Raw genomic sequence first — 20,100 nt, 5'->3', positions numbered from 1 at the left:
TATAATTTGTACCTATAAATTGGTTCGTAAATTAATAACAAAAAAATAATCTTTATGAAAAGACATGCAACAGCCGTTTGGAGCGGTTCAGGAAAAGAAGGAAATGGCACAGTAACTACACAAAGCGGTATTTTAAGCAATACACAGTATTCTTATAAATCGAGATTTGAAGAAGGCACGGGCACTAACCCCGAAGAACTGGTTGCGGCGGCCCACGCCGGCTGCTTTACCATGAAATTAAGTTTTGTTTTGGGTGAAGCCGGCTTTACGCCTGAGAGCCTTGAAACAACTTCCAATATCAACTTTGAAAATGGTGTGCTTACAGAATCTCACCTCGTTGTAAAAGGCAAAGTGCCGGGTATAAGCAAGGAAAAGTTTGATGAGTGTGTAAAAAATGCAGAAGAAAATTGCCCTATCAGCAAAGCATTGAATATGAAGATTTCATCTGAAGCAACGCTTGAAGCTTAACTTTAGCTGTATTAATTTTATTAATTAAATAATCTCATTGCATGAGGATCACCGGGTGCGTTATTGCTGCCATTATAACGATTGTACTTATTTATTTTTTGGATAACCAGCAAACTTTAAGTGGCAGTAAAACGCCCCGTTTTGGTTTTTTTCTTTCGCCGCAAAAGGGTTTCTGGCAGAATGCGGAGCCTGCAAATGAAACCTTTAATGGTAATCTTAATTTTCCGCAGTTAAAAGGCGCCACGGAAGTTTTTTTCGATGAAAGATTAGTGCCGCATGTATATGCCGAAAACGAAAACGACGCCTGGTTTGTGCAGGGTTACCTGCATGCAAAATTCAGGCTGTGGCAAATGGAATTCCAGGTATATGCAGCAGGCGGAAGATTGAGTGAAATAATGGGCGATTCGGCCAATGGCACCAATTTCTTAAAGATTGATAAATTTTTCAGGAGGCTTGGAATAGTATATGGTGCAGAAAAAGCCCTGCATGCCATGGAAAACGATTCGGAGATGAAAGCGGCCTGCGATGCTTATACGGCAGGGGTAAATGAATATATTAAAACCCTGAAAGAAAAAGATTATCCGCTCGAATATAAACTGCTTAATTACAAACCTGAACCATGGACCAACCTGAAAACAGCATTGCTTACAAAATATATGGCTTACGATCTGTCGGGGTATGAAGAAGATTTTGAAAGAACCAATGTAAAATCATTTCTTACCAAAGCGCAGTATGAAGCGCTCTTTCCCTATGTGCAGGATTCTATGCAGCCTGTTATAACCAGCCCCCTGCCTAAAATAAATTCAATTAAATTTTCAACGCCGCCGGCCACAACTGATTCTTTATATTTTAGTTTCAAAACGGTTGTTTCACCGCAAAATCCCGCCATAAAACCTGATAAAAATAATGGCAGTAATAACTGGGCTGTTGCAGGCAGCAAAACAAAAAGCGGCCGGCCTATTTTATGTAACGATCCGCATTTAGGGCTTAACCTTCCTTCGCTTTGGTATGAAATGCAGATATCTACGCCGGCGTTTAATACGTATGGTGTTTCGCTGGCGGGTGCGCCAAATATACTTATCGGGTTTAACGAAAATATTGCCTGGGGTTTAACCAATGCAGAACGTGATGTAAAAGATTATTACGAAGTAAAGTTTCGCGACAGCACCATGCAGGAATATTGGTTTAATGATGGCTGGCGCAAAGCAGAATTGCGTAATGAAATAATTAAGATACGCAACAAGCCAAGCGATACGGAACATATTGCCATTACGGTTTGGGGGCCGGTAATGTATGATCCTCATTATCCTGATAAACTGCATACAAATAAGTATTATGCTGTGCACTGGCAGGCGCATGAAGAAAGCGATGACCTTGCCTGCATCCTGAAATTGGTAAGGGCTAAAAATTATAATGAATATATTGACGCTATCTCCACATTTAGCTGCCCGGGACAGAATTTTGTTTTTGCAGATAAGGCTGGTGATATTGCCATCCGCCAGGCAGGAAAATTTCCTGCACTGTGGTACAGGCAGGGCGATTTTGTTATGCCTGGGCTTGACAGCACTTATGCCTGGCAGCATTATATTCCGGATAGCCTGGAAAGGCCAATGTATAATCCTGAAAGGGGTTTTGTAAGCAGTGCCAACCAGTCGCCTTATGATGTAAAAACCTATCCTTATTATACGCCGGGCAACTTTTCCTTGTATAGAGGCTGGCTTATTAACCGTTACTTATCATCAATGCAAAACATTACTACGGATGATATGGAAAAGCTGCAAAACAATAATTATAACCTGCTGGCAGAAAAGGCTGTTCCGCTTTTATTGTCGCAGATTGTTTACGCCAGGTTAGATGATAAAGAAAAGCAATATCTCTCCGCCGTGGCATCGTGGAATTTAGTAAACGATGCGGCATCTGAAGGCGCTACTATTTTTGATTTATGGATGGATAGTTGCATAAGCAGGATTTATGATGATGAGCTTCACCAGGCTTCTTTGCCCGTGCCACCGGTTGAGCCGGGCACATTGGTAAAAGGTATTTTAAAAGATTCTGTTGCATTATTTGCAGATGACATTAATACGCCTCAAAAAGAAACGCTGAAAGATGATGTTACGGCTGCATTTAAGCGTATTATACCCATATTGGAAAAAGCTAAAAATGATGATGCATTGGCCTGGGGAAAATTTAAGGATGGCGGCATTACGCACTTGCTTAAAATTTCCGCCTTCAGCAGGCCGCATCTGAATGTAGGCGGCGGTAAGAATATTATAAACGCTTTCAAAAAAGATCATGGGCCAAGCTGGCGGATGGTGGTTGAATTAACGGATGATATTAATGCTTACGGTGTTTATCCCGGCGGGCAAAGCGGCAATCCCGGCAGCAGGTATTACGATAATTTTGTAGATACCTGGGCAGCGGGTAAGTATTATCGTATAAAACTGTATAGCAAAAACGATATTGCCGGTAAAAGCGATAATCTTGGCAGGATGGTCTTTGAAAAATAGATTCAAAACAAAAATGATTTGAATTGCGGGCTTTTGGATTGAAGATTTCTGATTTAAAAAATTCAAAATTAATATGAAGTTTATAGTTGTTGTTTTGCTTACGGCATTGCTGGGTTATGCAGCGCCATTGTATTTCGCATGGTGGAGTTTTGCCGTTACTTCATTTATAATCGCCTTGCTTATTCATCAAAAAGCGCTTGCTGCTTTTTTAGCCACTTTTCTCGGTTTGTTTTTATTGTGGGGCGTTATGGCCTTGATTATTGATAACGCCAACAGCCATTTACTCTCTCAAAAAATTGCTGCATTGCTGCCATTGGGCGGTTCATCCCTGTTATTAATTTTTGTAACGGCATTTACAGGCGGACTGGTTTCAGGTTTCGCAGGATTAACGGGCAGTCTTGCACGCAAGCCTGCGGCATGATTTTTTGGAACGTTCATAAACAACTTTCATAACTTTTTATCAGTTTATTTGCGGCTATAATTAACGCCTGTGGCAAAGATACTCGACATAGTTCCGTATAAAATTTTACCTGCACAAATGGGCGGGCAAAAAAGTATTGCCATTTTTTGTAAATACCTGGGTGAGCAGAACGATCTCACCGTGGTTTCAGTTGAAGACAATGATATCAACCTTGCTGAAACCTATAACATGATACCGCTTTTTAGTAAGGAAAGAAGCAGGTATATTAACCCGTTTTATGCATCGCGGATAAAAAAAATAATGAAGGAAAAGGGAATTAAGAATGTTATTACCGAACATCCTTACATGGCCTGGATGGGATGGGTTTTAAAAAGAAGCCTTGGTGTAAGATGGTTTGTGCACACACACAATATAGAACATGAGCGCTTTAGAACCATTGGCAAGTGGTGGCATGGCCTTTTAAAAATTTATGAAAGCGCTGTTTATAACCATGCCGATAAAGTTTTCTTCATAACAAAGGAAGATATAGAATTTGCCATCGCAAAAAGAATGGTAAAGAAAGAGAATGCGGTATGGGTGCCTTTTGGAATTGATATTGATAAAATGCCTGCTGATAAACCTGAAATAAAACAGGCCATATATACAAAGCATAATATTCCAACTGATGCAACGCTGCTGTTTTTTAATGGGACACTGGATTATAAACCCAATCTTGACGCGCTGTTATTTATATTGAATGAATTAAACCCGGCATTACTTAAAACCCCGTCTTTTAATTACCGTTTTCTTATTTGCGGCAGGGACCTGCCCGCTTCTTTTAATAACCTTCAAGATTATGCTGATAAAAATATTGTGTATGCAGGTTTTGTAGATGATGTATATGCATACTTTAAAGCGGCTGATATTTTCGTTAATCCCGTTATAACAGGTGGCGGCGTTAAAACAAAAATAGTGGAGGCAATGGGTTATGGTGTAAGCGTTGTTTCCTGTGTATCCGGTGCGGCTGGCATAGAACTTTCTGTTTGCGGGGAGAAAATCAAGGTGGTAAACGATAATGATGTTCCTGCCTTTGTTGCCGGAATAATCAATCATGAAAGTATGCATGCAGATACACCGCGGCAATATTATGATTATTACTCATGGCGCAACATTGTAAAAAAGCTTCAATCTTTATTTAATGCATAACTGCATAAATAAATTTTTATAAAAACAAAAAAATTTATTTACTAATGGATTGTTTTTTGTAAAACATTTTTACCTTACAATCCATTTCTATAAAAGAAAAATTCACATCATGGCAAAAGCAAATAAAAAAGCTGTAAAGAAAGCAGCACTAAAGAAAGCTGCTAAGAAAGCGGCTCCCAAAAAAGCTGCTAAGAAAGCAGCACCAAAAAAAGCTGTAAAAAAAGCAGCGCCAAAAAAGGCCGTTAAGAAAGCTGCTCCTAAAAAGGCTGTGAAAAAGGCAGCACCAAAAAAGGTTGCTAAGAAAGCTGCTCCCAAAAAAGCTGCACCTAAAGCCGCAGAACCTCAACAACCCGAATTACCACCAACAACTACCGATGTTCAGCCAGCGCCAGAAGCGCCAGCGCCTGAAGATACAGGCACAGAAAGCGCATCTTAAAGTATTACAAGCCCCGTTCGGGGCTTTTTTTATTATGAGGCCTTTCATTACTTAGTTGACCAGAATATCTCTGCATTTTCATCAGAGTTTAATTGTTTAAACCTGTAAATGCTTTATTATTTTTGTAGTGCATGAAACCAGCATGATAATTTTTGAAGCAGACAGCATACATGGCGAAATTTCATGGAACGACTGAAGAAATAAATATGCACGAATGAAATATAAATTACTTGGCAGGAGCGGTTTAAAAGTATCGGAATTATGTCTTGGCACTATGGGCTTTGGAACAGAAAACGGCTGGGGTGCAGACAAAGAAGCCAGCTTTGCCATAATGGAAAAATATGCAGAAGCAGGCGGTAATTTTTTAGATACAGCAAATATTTACAAGTTTGGTACCAGCGAGAAAATAATCGGTGAATTTATAAATGCCCGCGACCGCGACTATTTTGTGATTGCCACAAAGTATTCTTTGCATGATAACAAAACCAATCCCAATGCCAGCGGCAATAACCGCAAGAATATGATGCGCAGTGTGGAAGCAAGCCTGCAACGGTTACAGACAGATTTTATTGATGTTTTGTATCTGCATATATGGGACGATCTCACGCCCGTTGATGAAGTATTACGCGGCCTGGATGATCTTATAAGGCAGGGCAAGGTTAATTATGCAGCTATAAGCGATACGCCTGCATGGATAGTGGCTAAGGGTAATACTATGGCAGAATTAATGGGCTGGAGCCAGTTTATTGCATTGCAGGTTGAATACAGCTTATTGCAGCGCACACCGGAACGTGAATTGCTGCCCATGGCAAAACATTTCGGTATGACGGTAACGCCCTGGGCTCCCCTGGCCGGCGGCGCATTAACCGGCAAATATTTGCGCGGTGATTTTGGAAGAATAAAAGAAGGCAGCAACAGGTTAAATGAAAACAGCCAGCGGGTTACAAAAGAAGTAATAGATATAGCAGAAAAGTTAGGCGTTGAACCATCACATGTGGCTTTAAAATGGACAATGCAGCAACCACTGTCCGTTATTCCCATTGTTGGCGCAACAAAGCTTTCACAGCTTGAACAGAATTTAAAAACGGTTGATATTACCATCCCTGAAGAAGATATGCAGCATCTTGATGAAGTAAGCGCCATTGACCTGGGCTTCCCGATGAAGTTTTTTAAAGAAGAGAACGTAATAATGAATAATTATGGAGGCTTTTATGATAGGATTGAAAAGCGCTGAACTATTAAAATAACATAACTGCAATTTCCTGTAACCATAACAATCGGCAACAGTAATATTTTGCTGCATACCATTACTGAATTTGCAGGTTTGTTTGTTGGCTTTCGGTACTACTTGTTTTTAAAAAGAAAACGGGGCGATATAATTGAAGCGCCTAACCGTTTATCCATTATAATTGGTGCAACACTGGGCGCTTTTATTGGCAGCAGGTTAATTGGTGGTTTGGAAAACCCCGCAGCATTAGTACAGGCCGGAAATTTTTTGTTTTATTTCTATTCAAACAAAACAATCCTGGGCGGTTTATTGGGCGGTCTTATTGGCGTTGAGCTGGTAAAAAAGATCATACATGAAGAAACAGCTTCCGGCGACTTATTTACTTATCCCGTTATACTGGCTTTGATCATTGGGCGCATTGGCTGTTTTAGCATGGGTATTTATGAAGAAACATACGGATTGCCAACAAACCTTCCGTGGGGTATGCATTTGGGCGATAGTTATTACCGGCATCCCGTGGCTTTATATGAAATTATTTTTTTGATATTGCTATGGATGGCACTCGTTCAAATTGAAAAAAATTATACGCTGCAAAACGGGGCGCGGTTTAAAATATTTATGATCGCTTATTGTTTCTTCCGCTGTATCCTTGATTTTATAAAACCGCATTATACTTTCAGCATCGGCCTTTCCACCATACAAATAACGGGGCTGCTTGGCTTAATATATTATTACAGGTATATTATTCATCCGCAAAAATTATTGCAGCATTAAACAACCTGCCTTATGCCGGGATGTTATTATAAAATTGTTTCGACTTCGCTCAACAGCAATTGTCTTCGGCTTCGCTCAGCCAATTTTTAATAACCCGTTTCTTTTTACAAACAATAAACAGAACATTTATCTTTATAATACATATACCTTTTATGCCTGAGCGGCCATATACCTACTATGATTTTACAATAAGCCTTTGCCCGGTTTGTTTAAGAAGGATTGACGCAAAAATTGTGTTTGAAAGCAATAATGTTTTCATGCTGAAGAATTGCCCGGAACATGGATTTCAGAAAGTGTTGATGGCAACCGATGTTGAATATTATAAAAATATCCGCAACTACAATAAGCCCAGCGAGATGCCTTTACATTTCAATACAAAAACCTTATATGGCTGTCCTTACGACTGCGGCTTATGTGCTGATCACGAACAACACAGTTGCTTAACGGTTGTTGAAATTACTGACCGTTGCAATCTTACCTGCCCCACCTGTTATGCCATGAGTTCCCCACATTATGGAAGGCACAGAACGATTGAAGAAGTTGAGAAAATGCTGGATTTAATTGTTGCCAATGAAGGCACGCCGGATGTGGTACAGATAAGCGGTGGCGAGCCAACGGTGCATCTTGATTTTTTTGAGATACTGGATATTGCAAAAAGCAAACCTATCCGCCATTTGATGGTAAATACAAATGGTATCCGCATAGCAAAAGATAAAGCGTTTGCAAGGCAGCTTGCCTCGTATATGCCCGACTTTGAAATTTACCTGCAGTTTGATTCTTTCAGGCCGGAAGCATTGCTGCAACTGCGTGGTAAAGATTTAACGGATGTGCGAAAGAAAGCCCTGGAACATTTGAATGAATTTAATCTTTCCACCACGCTTGTCGTTACATTGCAAAAAGGCGTAAATGATGATGAGATTGGGGAAATAATTGACTTTGCTTTAAAACAGCCGTGTGTAAGGGGCGTAACATTTCAGCCTACGCAAATTGCAGGAAGGGTGGAACATTTTAATCCTTCAACAGACAGGATAACCATGACGGATGTACGGCAAAAAATATTGGAACAAACAAATGTGTTTCAGCCAAATGATCTTATTCCTGTTCCTTGCAACCCCGACGCTTTGGTAATGGGTTACGCATTAAAGCTTGCAGGTCAGGTTTTTCCAATGACACGTTATGTGAACCCCGCGCATCTTTTAAATAACAGCCGCAACACAATTGTGTATGAGCAGGATGAGCAACTGCATGCGCACATGCTTAAAATTTTCAGCACAGGCATTTCGGTTGACCGCGTGGAAAATAATTTTAAAGAGCTGCTTTGTTGTTTACCACAAATTCATGCGCCGGGTTTAAGTTATGAGAACCTGTTCCGCATCATTATTATGCGCTTTATTGATGCGTACGATTTTGATGTGCGGGCTATTAAAAAAAGTTGTGTGCATATTGTAAATAAAGATGGCCGCATTATTCCATTTGAAACCATGAATATGTTTTACAGGGATGAAAAGGAAATGTATATAACGCAATTACAAAATGAACGTAATCCATTGCTCCATAAACTATAGATATATGAACAACTGGAAACTTGCTTATAAAATTACAGCCATCAATTGCGGTATTGTTGTGCTTATCGGTATTATTTGCGGAGCAGTTAATTACCGGGATGGTTTTGGTTTGATATTAGGGCTGGCTTGCCTGACAGGCGGATTAATAGATTTGGTTTTGGGTATCTTAATTATATTGCTGGGATCAAAAGCCTGGGGCAAAGGGCTTTTAAACAGTGCAGGCATACTGTTATTGCTAAGTGGTATATCATGCAGCATTGGTTTTTCCAATATTAATTTTCACTGATTTATGACCTACGATGAATTTATATTAACTATTGAAAACGATGAAGCGCCTGCCTCAAACCTGCCATTATATGTTCAGGCTTTGTGGTGGGACGCTAAAGGCAACTGGGATAAGGCGCATTCATTAATAGATGCATTGGATGATAAAAATTCGTGCCGGGTGCATGCTTACCTGCACCGCAAAGAAGGAGATATTTGGAATGCAGATTACTGGTACAGGCGCGCCAATGAACAACGGCCTGCTGCAAGCCTGGAGGAAGAGTGGAAAAACCTTGCGCTGAAATTGGTGCTGCCATAAAATATGCAGTACAAGGGAGTGACACAAGGAACGATGCCATAAAGTGCTGCTGCCGGCTACCCAAAAAAATAAGTCAAACAATTTTTTAATATAAAAGCAACTGTTTTGCAAAGGCGGCCGTTAAATAAAGCATATCAAAATATTTGCACTGATTGAATGATCTTTTATACATAATGAAAGGCTGCATGGAAAACGATGCAAAGTGCCAGAAGCTGTTTTATGAAAAATATCTTCCGTATGCACTGCGCATTTCCTATCGTTATGTGCATTCTTTTGATAACGCCGCACTTGCCGCCAATGATGCTTTTGTAAAGATTTTTAAGAACCTTCAAAAGTTCGAGATACGCGATCATAATCATGTGGAAACAATGCTGCTTGCATGGATAAAGCGGATAGTAATAAATGCATCTATTGATTTTATGGGCAGGGAAAACCTCGTGGCGGCGAATGGCAGACCACATAATGAAAACGGGGAATATTTAACAGTGAATAACAGCGGCGAGAATAAGCTGGTGTATAAAGAACTGGTGGAACTGGTAAGAAAACTGAGCCCGGCTTATAAAGTTGTTTTTAATCTTTATGTAATTGATGGATATACCCACCAGGAAATAGCTAACATGCTTGGTATTTCCGTGGGCACATCAAAATCAAACCTTTCAAAGGCAAGGGCTTTTCTTCAAAAATATTTAGTAAAAGATGACAAAGGCAATGTATTATGCTTTACATGAAGGAAGACGATATGGATGAAATGATGCGTAAAGCTGCAGAGAATTACGACATTGATGCCGGCAAGGCTGCCGACTGGAATGCTGTATATAATGCCGTGCATACAACTGAACCGCCATTGCCGCCTGTTGCAGAAAAAAAGCGCCGGCGCCGCTTTGCCTTTTGGTGGTTACTGCTTATCCCGTTAGGCTGGATAGCAAGTAATGAATACAATAAATTTAAAGCTGTGCCACATGATGAAACCGTCAAAAATCAAGCGCAGGTAAAACAGGAAACAGTTAACAGCCAGCAATCTGCGACAGTAAATAAGGAACAAACGGAAACAGGGCCAGTTAATAATCGTAAGGAGGATATTATTGCAAACAGCAATGAAAACAACAACAACCAGCACAATAAGATTGTCAAAACGCAAAACAATAGGCAAACGGCAAAGAATAATATAACAGCTCTCCATCCTTCAGCGGTTAAAGATGAACCTGCCATCAATCAATCATTTATAAACAAATCCAAAGAAAACCGGGCGGGCTTGCCAACGGCAAATAACAGCGGTGTTAATAATGACACGCTTAATTCGAACAAGAGCGAACAACAGGTTATTACACAAAACAATCTTCCCGGTTTATCCAAAACAAAAACAGAAACGGATAATACGCAGATTAATAGAGGCAATACTTCAAAAAAAATAATTAAAAATCCTAAGGGTAATAATCATTATTTCTATGCAGGGCTAGCTGCCGGAACTGATTTAAGCTTTATAAAATATCAAAGCGCACGGCCATTGGGGTACAATGTGGGTTTATTGGCGGGTTATAAGTTTAATAAACTAAGTATTGAAACAGGCTTTTATATTGATAAAAAGAACTATTATACCAGTGGCAAATATTTTGATAAATCGAAAATTGCGTATTTTCAGAATGCAAAGATTTTAACGGTAGATGGTTACTGCACCATGTTTGAAATTCCCGTGAATTTTAAATATAACTTCATTGAAAAGAAGAATCATGTATGGTTTGCAACAGCCGGTGTTTCTTCTTATTTAATGAACAAAGAATTCTATAATTACGATTATTTGCGCGATGGTGAAGAACACCAGGGCAGCCGCGCTTATTATCATGCACCGCAAAACTGGTTTTCTGTTTTAAACCTGAGTGCGGGCTACGAACTTAAAACAGGAAAAAAGACAAGTCTTCGCATAGAGCCTTATTATAAAACTTCACTCAACGGGTTAGGCACCGGCAAGCTTTCTATATCAAGCACCGGCATTAATGCAGGCCTGGTAAGAAGAATACCTTAGCCGCATTATTTTAAGCGGGAAACTATTTGTTTAACGGATTTTTAATAACCCGGTTCCACAACGGTTGTGTTATAATGCCTTTCGCCGTGATCATCATGTTCAAAATCACCTTGCCACAGCATCATCAGCATAGTAAATACAAATGCAACAACAATACCTGTAAACAGCACTACGGTAAATTTCCTGGGATCGTTTGGAGAAGTATGTCCAGACATATTTTTTTGTTTGATGATTCGGCTCAAAAATAATAAATCAATTAAACTTTATTGAGTGGCCTGAAAATATTTTGTTGTTCACAGATTGCATAGATGCCCACAGGTCTGTTCTTCCGCCGTTTGATCTCAGCTATCTGTAATAAAAACTATTGCCAGGAAAAATTAATCCTTTGCATATTGCATCATATTTAAAACCAAATCAGGGTCGGGACAGTTCCTGAGGTATTTATCTTTTTCTCCATAAGCGCAAACACCGGGATAATCGCCTTTCTGCATTTCCATATCGTAAATAAGCTGAAAGTGTAAATGCGGCGGCCAGTTACCGTTTTCTTCAGGCTTGCCAAACTGCGCAAATCTTTCGCCCCTTGTAATATACTCACCGGCGCGGCGGTTATTGATATCGTTTAATGAAATATGGCCGTACAAACTATAAAATGCAATGCCATCTAGCTGATGCAATAAAATTAATGTAGCGCCATAATCACCAAAGCGGTTGTTGAAAGCCAGGCTATGGATCATGCCGCCCATGAAGGCAAAAACCGGTGTGCCTGCATCGCCCCAGATATCTATGCCCAGATGCAGGCGCCGCGGCTCGGCGCCAGGCACATCAAATACGTCGCTGCGGTTATAAATAGAACGGTATTCTGTATAGCCGCCAATGCCATAAACAGCACCTGCATCTTTTATTTTTCTATCTATATACGCGGAAAACTTGCCGGCATCTTCCAGCTCTTTGTCATTTAAATCGGCATTGGTTGCGGTGAAGTTCATCAGCAATAATTTATCTTTTGCCGCATTGAATGGCACCACCGCGTGGAATGTATCCTGGTATTTTTTTAAGACCGAAGTGAACCTTGGATTATTGAGCATGCGTTAAAATTACAAAGCAGGGCGTTAGTATCGTCGGCAGATTTCATAAAGAAGCTACTCGTCATCATACGCAACCAATTGAATTATTACACCATCATTATAATAAATGCGGCCATTTTTGACGAGGTATTGTTTTTGCGTGGTTTTATCTTTAAGGAATTTATCCGTAAAACCTTTTATAGCCTCTTTAGATTTTGATGGAATGCCATCCGCCGGTTTCAATGTGTGCACATAACTTTTTATATTTTCAATGTAAGCAGCAAGGCAGAGATCGGTGCCGCCAAAAATATCCGCTCTTATAATACGGTTGCCTGTAATAGCAATAAAACCTGCATAAGCGCTGTCGCTGCTTTTCATTTTTTCAATAAAATAATGCAGGTACGATGTATCAAAATAAGTGCTGTCGTTATACGCTTTCAGGTAAGCTGATGTTTGATTCTTTTTATTCTTTTCTGAGAGTTCACTGTCAATCTGTTTCCACACTTTGCTTTGCCGTTTGGAAACATCAATCTGTTTGCGCACGCCGGCATCTGCGGTGCCTGCATGCCTGAAAGATTTTGCCTTATTATCCCATCTTCCTTTTTCAACACAAAAAACCTGCACATAGTTTTTCCGCCTGCCCTTTGGAATGATCGCTGTTTCTCCAAAAGCACGGTCCTGCTTGCCGCCCTCTACCATTTCGCCACTCATGAGCATTATATTTTCGTTCGACCGGTTTTTAATCATCAGCGTTGATACGTCTGCCCCGCCCTCGCTCATTTCCTTCACGATTATTTTGCGCCTGCGCATGGCATCATCAAAACTGGTTATTTTTCCATTAAACATTTGCTTATTGGCATAACCAGTGTCGCCACCAATATTTTTAAAACGGATGGGAATGAGCTGCAATTTTTTATATGTCCACGGGCTGTCGTATTGAACGCTTAATTCGTTGTAGGTAAGCTGGGCAAAGCTTTGTGCATGACAGAAAAAAATAACCGTCACCAAACAATACCATTTAAAATTAAGCAGAAGTTTAAGCATGCACTGCAATCTTATGGTCACAAGTTATAAGAATTATTTATACCTGAAGATGGATAAGCAGTAAAACAAAAGCCCCGCAACAACTGCGGGGCTTTTATATGTTTATTTATACATTGATATTACATGCCTATTTGCGATTGATCTATAGTGCTCTGGTTCTTGTTCTGGCGTTTGAACAATGAAACATCCATCTTGCCAAAACGGTAAGAGAAGTTTATGCGTACCAGTTGCGGATTGTTTAACCTGTAATAATCCTGGTAGAAGTTATCCGCAAAAGAAATCTGCCTGCTGGCGCTTGTTCTGAAAATATCGTTTACACTAAGTGTAACAGCCGCCGCCTGGTTTTTGAAAAACGTTTTTTTGATAGCAATATCTGTGCGCCAGAAAGGTTTAATATAACCCTGCGAAGCTGATTGTGCAGACTGCGGCGGGCCAAACATCTGGCGGCCCTGGTTAACCGGCAGGTTTGTTTTGCTCTGGTAATTGGCCGACAACTGAACGGTGAAGTTGGCAGGCAATTTAATATTGTTATTCCATTTGCCAAACCAGCTAAGCAAAGCATCCTGTGAAAATCCATTTATATTATCTGAATTGATTTTTGACTTATAAAGGTTAACGTTCAAATTAAAATCCCACCACTTTGTTACATAATTTACAGAGGTAAATTCAGCACCATAAGAATAAGCAGAATTTGCGTTTTCGTATGTATAAATCCATTCTTCCCTGTTCAGTGTGGGATTGAATTCAGATTTCTGATTTCCGGTTATAAGATCGTTTGTGTATTTATAATATAATGATGTAAGAAACATATTGTTCTTGCCATACGTTTTACTGTAAGAAAATTCAAATGAATTGGTGAATTCAGGGCGCAGGTCAGGATTACCACGCGTTATATATAAACTGTCGCTCCTGTCAGTATAAGGAATTAGCTGGAAGAAGCTGGGCCTGTTTATACGCCGTGAAAAATTTGCCTGCAGCTCCTGCCGGTTTTCTAATTTATAACTTAAGAAAACAGATGGAAACAGGCTAATGGGATAATCATTGGTAAAACGTCCCGTATCATTCAATATGCCTTTATAATTGCTTCTTTCTGCACGCAGGCCTACCTGGTAGCCAAATTTTTTAATGGAACTTGTTATAGTAGCATAAGCCGCATAAACATTATTGGTATTGTTATATTCTATTCCTGATAATGGCACCTTAACACTTTCGGAACCGTTTACATAATATAACTGATTATTGTTGTCAACTTTATTAATCTGTGCTCTTAAGCCAGCTTCAAGTTTTATATTTTTTGTAATTGGATTGGTATAATCTGTTTGAATAGTAAAAAAGCTGTTTTTGCCATCTGATACCTGGCGCTGATTGCTGATGCCATTGGAACCGCCCGTAAAAGTATTGCTTGTTATATACTGTACACCATCATTTTTTCCGCCAAAGTAGTTCAGATCGGCCGTAAGCTGGTGCCCGTCTTTGGTGAAGTTGTGCACCACTCCACCCTGAATACCCGTTCCGTTAAAGGTCCTGTTGTTAGTAGATAACCGGTTGCCCGTCAGGTTTACTGTGTGGTCATTGTAAATACTATCGGTAGCAATGTCGCTTATGGAGGTGGGTTTAAACTCGCCATGCACTTTTGTTCCGGATATAGACAGGGTGGTTCTATTGGTTACAAAATAATCAAGGCCTATTCTTCCAAACATAAAGCCGCCGTTGTTTTTGCTTTCCGTATTTTGAAAGCTATGCACATTTTTCAGGTTTAAAGTATCATAAGAATAAAGCTGATCGGTTGTGCCCTTGGTAAGGCTTCTGCGGTTGTTTAGCATTGCAGCCGCTGTAAAATTTACTTTACCCTGTCTTACGCTGAAGTTACCACCGGCATTATATCCGCCACGACTGTCAACGCCGGCCATAATGTTACCATTATAACCGGTTTTCTTATTTTTCTTTAAAACAATATTTAAAATGCCTGCATTGCCGCCACTCGCATCATATTTAGCAGAAGGGTTTGTAATTACCTCCACGCTTTGAATGGCATCTGCGGGAATCTGGTCTAATGAAAGCGTTGTAGGCCTGCCATCAATATATAACTGCGGCGTTGCATTGCGCAGCTTAACATTACCGTCAATATCCACTTGCAAGGAGGGCACATTTTTCATTATATCTACAGCGGTTCCGCCTGCGCTTACTATATTTTTATCTACATTAAATGTTTTCTTATCAATATCCATTTTAAGCGCGCCGGAAGTACCGGTAACGGTAACGGTTTGTAAGGTATTGGTTTCATCGGGCATAAGTTTTATGTTGCCGAGATCTTTATCCAGTGCGCTCAGCATACCGCCGCCGCCCATTGGCGAGCCTTGCTGTGAAGGCGCATTTCCACCACCGGCTTTCATTTGAAAGCTTATTTTTTCTTCATGCATTTTATAACCCACAGCGGAAATTCTTAAAGTAATCCCGAATAAAGGCAGGTCGCCGAAACTAAACTCACCATTGGGTTCTGTTGTAGCGCCCTTAAATAACACTTGTTTTGATTTTTTTGTGGCGCTGTCATACTGGTTTTGCAGCAGGATTATGGTTGCTTCAGATAGCGGCTTACCAATACTGTCAAGCACTTTACCATAAATATGACCAATGCTTGGCACCTGGCGGCCCTTTCCACCACCTGCGGGAAACTGGGCAAATATGCCTGAAGTTGTAATCAGCAATACCGCCGCCATTAATACTTTTTTCATAAATTCTGTACTTGTAATTTGAATGGCAAAATTATTTACAGCGCGGACGATTATAAGCCAAATGAGACAAGCGGATGAAATAATGCGACAAAAGGCTAATGAAATTTTGCGGTTGTTTTATGATTGATTTTCAATGCAAAAGGAAGGTGAATTTATTGTTAATGTTTGCCTGTTAATTCGGCCACTGCATCCTTATAACTATCGCCAACAGGTATCTCCATATCATTTATAAAAACACTGTTTTTGCGTATGGATGTGATATAGTCTTTGGAAACAATAAATGATTTTTGAACGCGTATAAACATGGAAGCGGGCAACTGCTCTTCTATAGCTTTCATTGTAATGCGGGCAACGAGCGGTTTTGATGAGCTTTTAAGATGGATTTTGAGATAATCTTTCAACCCTTCAATCCACATAATATCAGTAAAAATTACTTTTACAAGGCTGTAATCTGCATTAATAAAGAAATAAGGCGGCGCCTCAAACCCGGCCTGTTTTTTTGTTTTAAGCTGGTGCAGTTCCCAGGCTTTATTACAGGCTTTAATAAACCTGTCGAGCGATACCGGTTTCACAAGATAATCAACCACATCAAGCTCGTAACCCTCCAGGGCATATTTTTCATACGCCGTAATAAGTATAAACATGGGTTTGGCCGTAATTGTTTTAATAAACTGTAAACCTGTTAAGCCCGGCATTTGTATATCAAGAAAAATGAGATCAATTTCTTCCCGCTGCAATAGCTGCATGGCCTCAAGCGGGTTATTGCAGGCAGTAACCAGTTTAAGAAAAGGCACCTTGCTTATATTATCTTCAAGTAATTCCAGCGCCAGCGGTTCATCGTCTATTGCTACACATTTCAACATTAATGTAAATTTATTTGAAGCGAAACAGTAAACCACCCATCTTTTTTATTAATGAGCAGGGCATGATTGCGGCCATACAATAAATTTAGCCTTCTTTGCACGTTATTTAACCCTATACCGGAATCTTTATCTTTTATCGCGTTCAGCGCATCGTTATATTTATTGCTAACAATAAACTGAAGAATGCCATTTTCAACTTTCAATTCAACTTTTATAACAGCATCTTCTATAATACCAGTACCGTGTTTAAATGCATTTTCAACAAATGGAATTAAAAGCATAGGCTCTATTTCGTTGCTAGCGCCTATTTCATTAAAAGAAGATTGCACTTTTACGTTTTTGCCAAACCGTTGTTGCTGAAGGTCGATATAACTTTGAATATATTCCACTTCTTTTTCAAGCGGCACCTTCTGCTCATCTGTTTCATAAAGCATATAGCGCATGAGCGATGAAAGTTTTATGAGCGAATGTTCCAGCAGATCAGATTTTTTACGCGCCAGTGCCACCATATTATTCAGCACATTAAACATAAAGTGCGGGCTAACCTGCGACCGTAAAAACAGTAATTCTGTTTTAAGGTTTTCCGTTTCTTTTTCCTGTGACCGTTTTATTGACTGTTGCCTTTCGAGCAGGAAAAAATAAGCCGTGCTGCTTGCAATAATAAAGAAGTAGGTGAATATATTATAAATGAAAAAATTTTCTGCTTTAAAAGGCACATGGTGCACGAACAATGAAAAATAAAGGGAATGCAAAAAGTATACTGCGGCCAGTGCAAGAACATGCAGCGAAATAAACTGCCACACTTTTTTTGTGCGTAACAAAAATGGTAAAAACATGTAAGCGTTCAGGTAAAAGAGGCCGGCCCAGATACCGCTGCTTAAAAAATAAAAATAGAAGAGGGATGCATCATCGGGTTGCGGAGGGCGACGGTCTCTTTTATAGGTAGCCTTTAAGAAAAATGGGAAAGAAAAGAGTATGACCCAGCAAACAGCATGCAATAAGGCCACCACCCATTTTTTTCTTAAAAAATTATACTTCATTTTGTCAAAGTACTTAAGAAAAAACCTAACAATGGCTGAAAGAGGAAAGATTGCGACAAAAACAAATTTTACATAGATGAAAACTTGTAAAAACGAAAGGGTGTGGGATAATTATGGGAAAGGTTTACAAGTACGAAAGCGTTAGTTAAAAGCTTCAAAAAATTTATTTCATTTCAATTTTTTCTGTAACATTGCAGCCGGAAACAGCACATAGTCCAATCAAAAAATCACACTCGCCTGTTTTCTTTTTAACCAAAAAATTTCTTCCAAACCGTTTCAAAAAAGTTTTGAGAAATTACATTATTCCATAAGGATTATTATTTTTTATGTACGACATTCTCCAATTGAACGACATGCTGGTGCCAGAGCTTCTCGACATCGCTGAGCACCTTGACATTGCTGATGCTGGAAAGCTAAACAAGCAGGACCTTATTTACCGCATCCTTGATAAACAGGCATTAACGCCGGCAGCAGCTACTGCAACCGCAGAAAAGCCCAAACGTAAACGTACGGTAAAAGCAAGCACCGCAAACACTACAGAAGAAGCAGAAGTAATGACAGATACAGTGCAAAAACCTGCAAAAGAAACAAAACATTCTTCAAAGGAAAAAGCCTCAAAAGATGATGCAAAAGAAGACAAGCCCAAGCGGGCCCGCGTAAAGCTTAAGGCCGCCTCTGAACCTAAAAAGGAGGAGCAGCCGGAGGAAGAAGAAGCTGCTGTATCAGCTGAAGATTATGTTGATAGCGATGATGCCCTCACCCAAATGGGCGCCAATTTATTAAGCATGCTCGGTGATGACGAACCTATAGTTTATCCTGATGAAGTTGAAATTGCTGAACCTGTTGCAAAGCCTTCAAGCCCGGGCCGCAAAGAGCCCGCATTTAACATAGAGTTCGATGGTATTATACAGGCTGAAGGCGTTTTAGAAATGATGCCCGATGGTTATGGCTTTTTACGAAGCAGCGACTATAATTATCTTTCTTCTCCGGATGATATTTATGTTTCGCCTTCACAAATAAAATTATTCGGCCTTAAAACCGGTGATACCGTTTTTGGCGCTGTGCGCCCGCCAAAAGAGGGTGAAAAATATTTTGCTTTATTAAAGGTTGAAACCATTAATGCAAAAAGCCCGGATGAGGTAAGGGACAGGGTGCCTTTCGATTATCTTACACCGCTTTTTCCTTATGAAAAGCTGAACCTTTTTACTTCTCCCTCTGATTATTCAACACGTATTATTGACTTGTTTACGCCAATTGGTAAAGGCCAGCGTGGCTTAATTGTAGCGCAGCCCAAAACAGGTAAAACCATGTTGTTGAAAGCCGTGGCTAATGCCATTGCAGCCAACCATCCTGAATGTTATTTAATGGTGGTACTGGTAGATGAACGCCCTGAAGAAGTTACCGATATGGAGCGCAGCGTAAGGGCTGAAGTAATTGCCTCCACTTTTGACGAGCCTGCAGAAAAGCACGTTAAGGTTTCTACTATCGCTTTGCAAAAAGCAAAACGGCTTGTTGAATGCGGCCATGATGTGGTGATTCTGCTTGACAGCATTACCCGCCTCGCCCGTGCTCACAATACGGTGGCCCCGGCCAGCGGTAAAGTGCTGAGTGGTGGCGTTGAAGCTAATGCCATGCAAAAACCCAAACAGTTTTTTGGCGCTGCCCGTAAAATTGAAAATGGCGGTTCTTTAACCATTCTTGCAACTGCGTTAATTGATACCGGCAGTAAAATGGACGAAGTGATCTTTGAAGAATTTAAAGGCACCGGCAATATGGAATTGCAGCTTGACAGGAGATTGGCAAACAGGCGCATTTACCCGGCTATTGATCTTGTGGCCTCATCCACCCGCCGTGATGATCTGTTGCTCGACAGGGATGTACTTCAACGTATGAATATTCTTCGCCTTTATATCAATGATATGAATACTGAAGAAGCCATGACAGAGCTATTGAAACGCATGCGCGGCACAAAAAGTAATGAAGAATTTCTTGCAAGCATGAACGGATAAGATTTGTTTTATAATAATAAAAGAGGTTGCCCGGCTATGGACAACCTCTTTTATTTTGCTGATCCTTATTTGATTGTCTTTTATTCATATTATCATAACATCTGCCATTTTTACACCTTTTGCGGCCATGGCATAATGATTGAGCAAATGGGTAATAACTT

Annotated in this window: 19 protein-coding genes; 13 read left to right on the top strand and 6 right to left on the bottom strand. The window is 40.1% G+C overall.

Translation table 11 applies throughout. The annotated features are described in order from the left end of the window. Positions 1-54 precede the first annotated feature (54 nt). The 12 genes from ACTHN6_RS12830 to ACTHN6_RS12775 all read left to right on the top strand — a co-directional run bounded on the left by ACTHN6_RS12830 (position 55) and on the right by ACTHN6_RS12775 (position 11,187). Positions 55-468 (top strand): OsmC family protein, encoded by a 414-nt coding sequence (locus tag ACTHN6_RS12830; protein WP_440436165.1) that lies wholly within the window; start codon positions 55-57, stop codon positions 466-468. 41 nt (positions 469-509) lie between these two features. Next, on the top strand, positions 510-2,975 hold the full coding sequence (locus ACTHN6_RS12825; protein WP_440436164.1) for a penicillin acylase family protein: 2,466 nt from the start codon (positions 510-512) through the stop codon (positions 2,973-2,975). A gap of 73 nt (positions 2,976-3,048) precedes the next feature. Next, positions 3,049-3,396 carry a hypothetical protein gene (locus ACTHN6_RS12820; RefSeq protein WP_440436163.1) on the top strand — a complete coding sequence of 116 codons (348 nt, stop codon included), beginning with the start codon at positions 3,049-3,051 and terminating at the stop codon, positions 3,394-3,396. Between the two features lie 69 nt (positions 3,397-3,465). After that, the gene (locus ACTHN6_RS12815; RefSeq protein WP_440436162.1) at positions 3,466-4,581 is read left to right on the top strand and encodes a glycosyltransferase family 4 protein; all 1,116 of its coding nucleotides are present in this window, start codon (positions 3,466-3,468) and stop codon (positions 4,579-4,581) included. 49 nt (positions 4,582-4,630) lie between these two features. Then, a complete protein-coding gene (locus ACTHN6_RS12810) occupies positions 4,631-5,017 on the top strand; it encodes a hypothetical protein (RefSeq protein ID WP_440436161.1) in 387 nt (128 codons plus the stop codon). 214 nt (positions 5,018-5,231) lie between these two features. Then, entirely contained in the window at positions 5,232-6,251 is a 1,020-nt protein-coding gene (locus tag ACTHN6_RS12805) for an aldo/keto reductase (RefSeq protein WP_440436160.1), read from the top strand. Positions 6,252-6,269: 18 nt separating this feature from the next. After that, positions 6,270-7,019 carry a prolipoprotein diacylglyceryl transferase gene (locus tag ACTHN6_RS12800; protein WP_440436256.1) on the top strand — a complete coding sequence of 250 codons (750 nt, stop codon included), beginning with the start codon at positions 6,270-6,272 and terminating at the stop codon, positions 7,017-7,019. 152 nt (positions 7,020-7,171) lie between these two features. After that, entirely contained in the window at positions 7,172-8,584 is a 1,413-nt protein-coding gene (locus ACTHN6_RS12795; protein WP_440436159.1) for a radical SAM protein, read from the top strand. Positions 8,585-8,588: 4 nt separating this feature from the next. Next, positions 8,589-8,870 carry a hypothetical protein gene (locus tag ACTHN6_RS12790; protein WP_440436158.1) on the top strand — a complete coding sequence of 94 codons (282 nt, stop codon included), beginning with the start codon at positions 8,589-8,591 and terminating at the stop codon, positions 8,868-8,870. Positions 8,871-8,873: 3 nt separating this feature from the next. Further along, entirely contained in the window at positions 8,874-9,167 is a 294-nt protein-coding gene (locus tag ACTHN6_RS12785) for a hypothetical protein (protein WP_440436157.1), read from the top strand. 185 nt (positions 9,168-9,352) lie between these two features. Next, a complete protein-coding gene (locus tag ACTHN6_RS12780) occupies positions 9,353-9,895 on the top strand; it encodes an RNA polymerase sigma factor (RefSeq protein WP_440436156.1) in 543 nt (180 codons plus the stop codon). Further along, a complete protein-coding gene (locus ACTHN6_RS12775) occupies positions 9,892-11,187 on the top strand; it encodes a hypothetical protein (RefSeq protein ID WP_440436155.1) in 1,296 nt (431 codons plus the stop codon). The genes ACTHN6_RS12780 and ACTHN6_RS12775 overlap by 4 nt, the downstream gene beginning before the upstream one ends. 41 nt (positions 11,188-11,228) lie before the next feature. Here the strand turns inward: ACTHN6_RS12775 and ACTHN6_RS12770 are convergent, their stop codons facing one another. The 6 genes from ACTHN6_RS12770 to ACTHN6_RS12745 form a co-directional block, all read right to left on the bottom strand. Further along, positions 11,229-11,402 carry a hypothetical protein gene (locus ACTHN6_RS12770; RefSeq protein ID WP_440436154.1) on the bottom strand — a complete coding sequence of 58 codons (174 nt, stop codon included), beginning with the start codon at positions 11,400-11,402 and terminating at the stop codon, positions 11,229-11,231. 162 nt (positions 11,403-11,564) lie between these two features. Continuing rightward, the gene (locus ACTHN6_RS12765) at positions 11,565-12,272 is read right to left on the bottom strand and encodes a peptidoglycan DD-metalloendopeptidase family protein (protein WP_440436153.1); all 708 of its coding nucleotides are present in this window, start codon (positions 12,270-12,272) and stop codon (positions 11,565-11,567) included. A 54-nt stretch (positions 12,273-12,326) separates the two neighbouring features. After that, a complete protein-coding gene (locus ACTHN6_RS12760; protein WP_440436152.1) occupies positions 12,327-13,295 on the bottom strand; it encodes an ARPP-1 family domain-containing protein in 969 nt (322 codons plus the stop codon). A gap of 119 nt (positions 13,296-13,414) precedes the next feature. Then, a complete protein-coding gene (locus tag ACTHN6_RS12755; protein ID WP_440436151.1) occupies positions 13,415-16,027 on the bottom strand; it encodes a TonB-dependent receptor domain-containing protein in 2,613 nt (870 codons plus the stop codon). A 158-nt stretch (positions 16,028-16,185) separates the two neighbouring features. Further along, a complete protein-coding gene (locus ACTHN6_RS12750) occupies positions 16,186-16,890 on the bottom strand; it encodes a LytR/AlgR family response regulator transcription factor (protein WP_440436150.1) in 705 nt (234 codons plus the stop codon). Continuing rightward, positions 16,890-17,930, bottom strand: a complete 1,041-nt coding sequence (locus tag ACTHN6_RS12745) for a sensor histidine kinase (protein WP_440436149.1) — start codon at positions 17,928-17,930, stop codon at positions 16,890-16,892. The genes ACTHN6_RS12750 and ACTHN6_RS12745 overlap by 1 nt, the downstream gene beginning before the upstream one ends. 326 nt (positions 17,931-18,256) lie before the next feature. Here ACTHN6_RS12745 and rho point away from each other — a divergent pair, with 326 nt between their 5' ends. Continuing rightward, the gene (rho, locus tag ACTHN6_RS12740; protein WP_440436148.1) at positions 18,257-19,939 is read left to right on the top strand and encodes a transcription termination factor Rho; all 1,683 of its coding nucleotides are present in this window, start codon (positions 18,257-18,259) and stop codon (positions 19,937-19,939) included. Positions 19,940-20,100: the final 161 nt, after the last annotated feature.

Origin of the sequence: Parafilimonas sp. (assembly GCF_051953455.1) — a bacterium.
Lineage (GTDB): Bacteria > Bacteroidota > Bacteroidia > Chitinophagales > Chitinophagaceae > Parafilimonas.
This window is presented reverse-complemented; position numbering and strand designations above follow the sequence as displayed.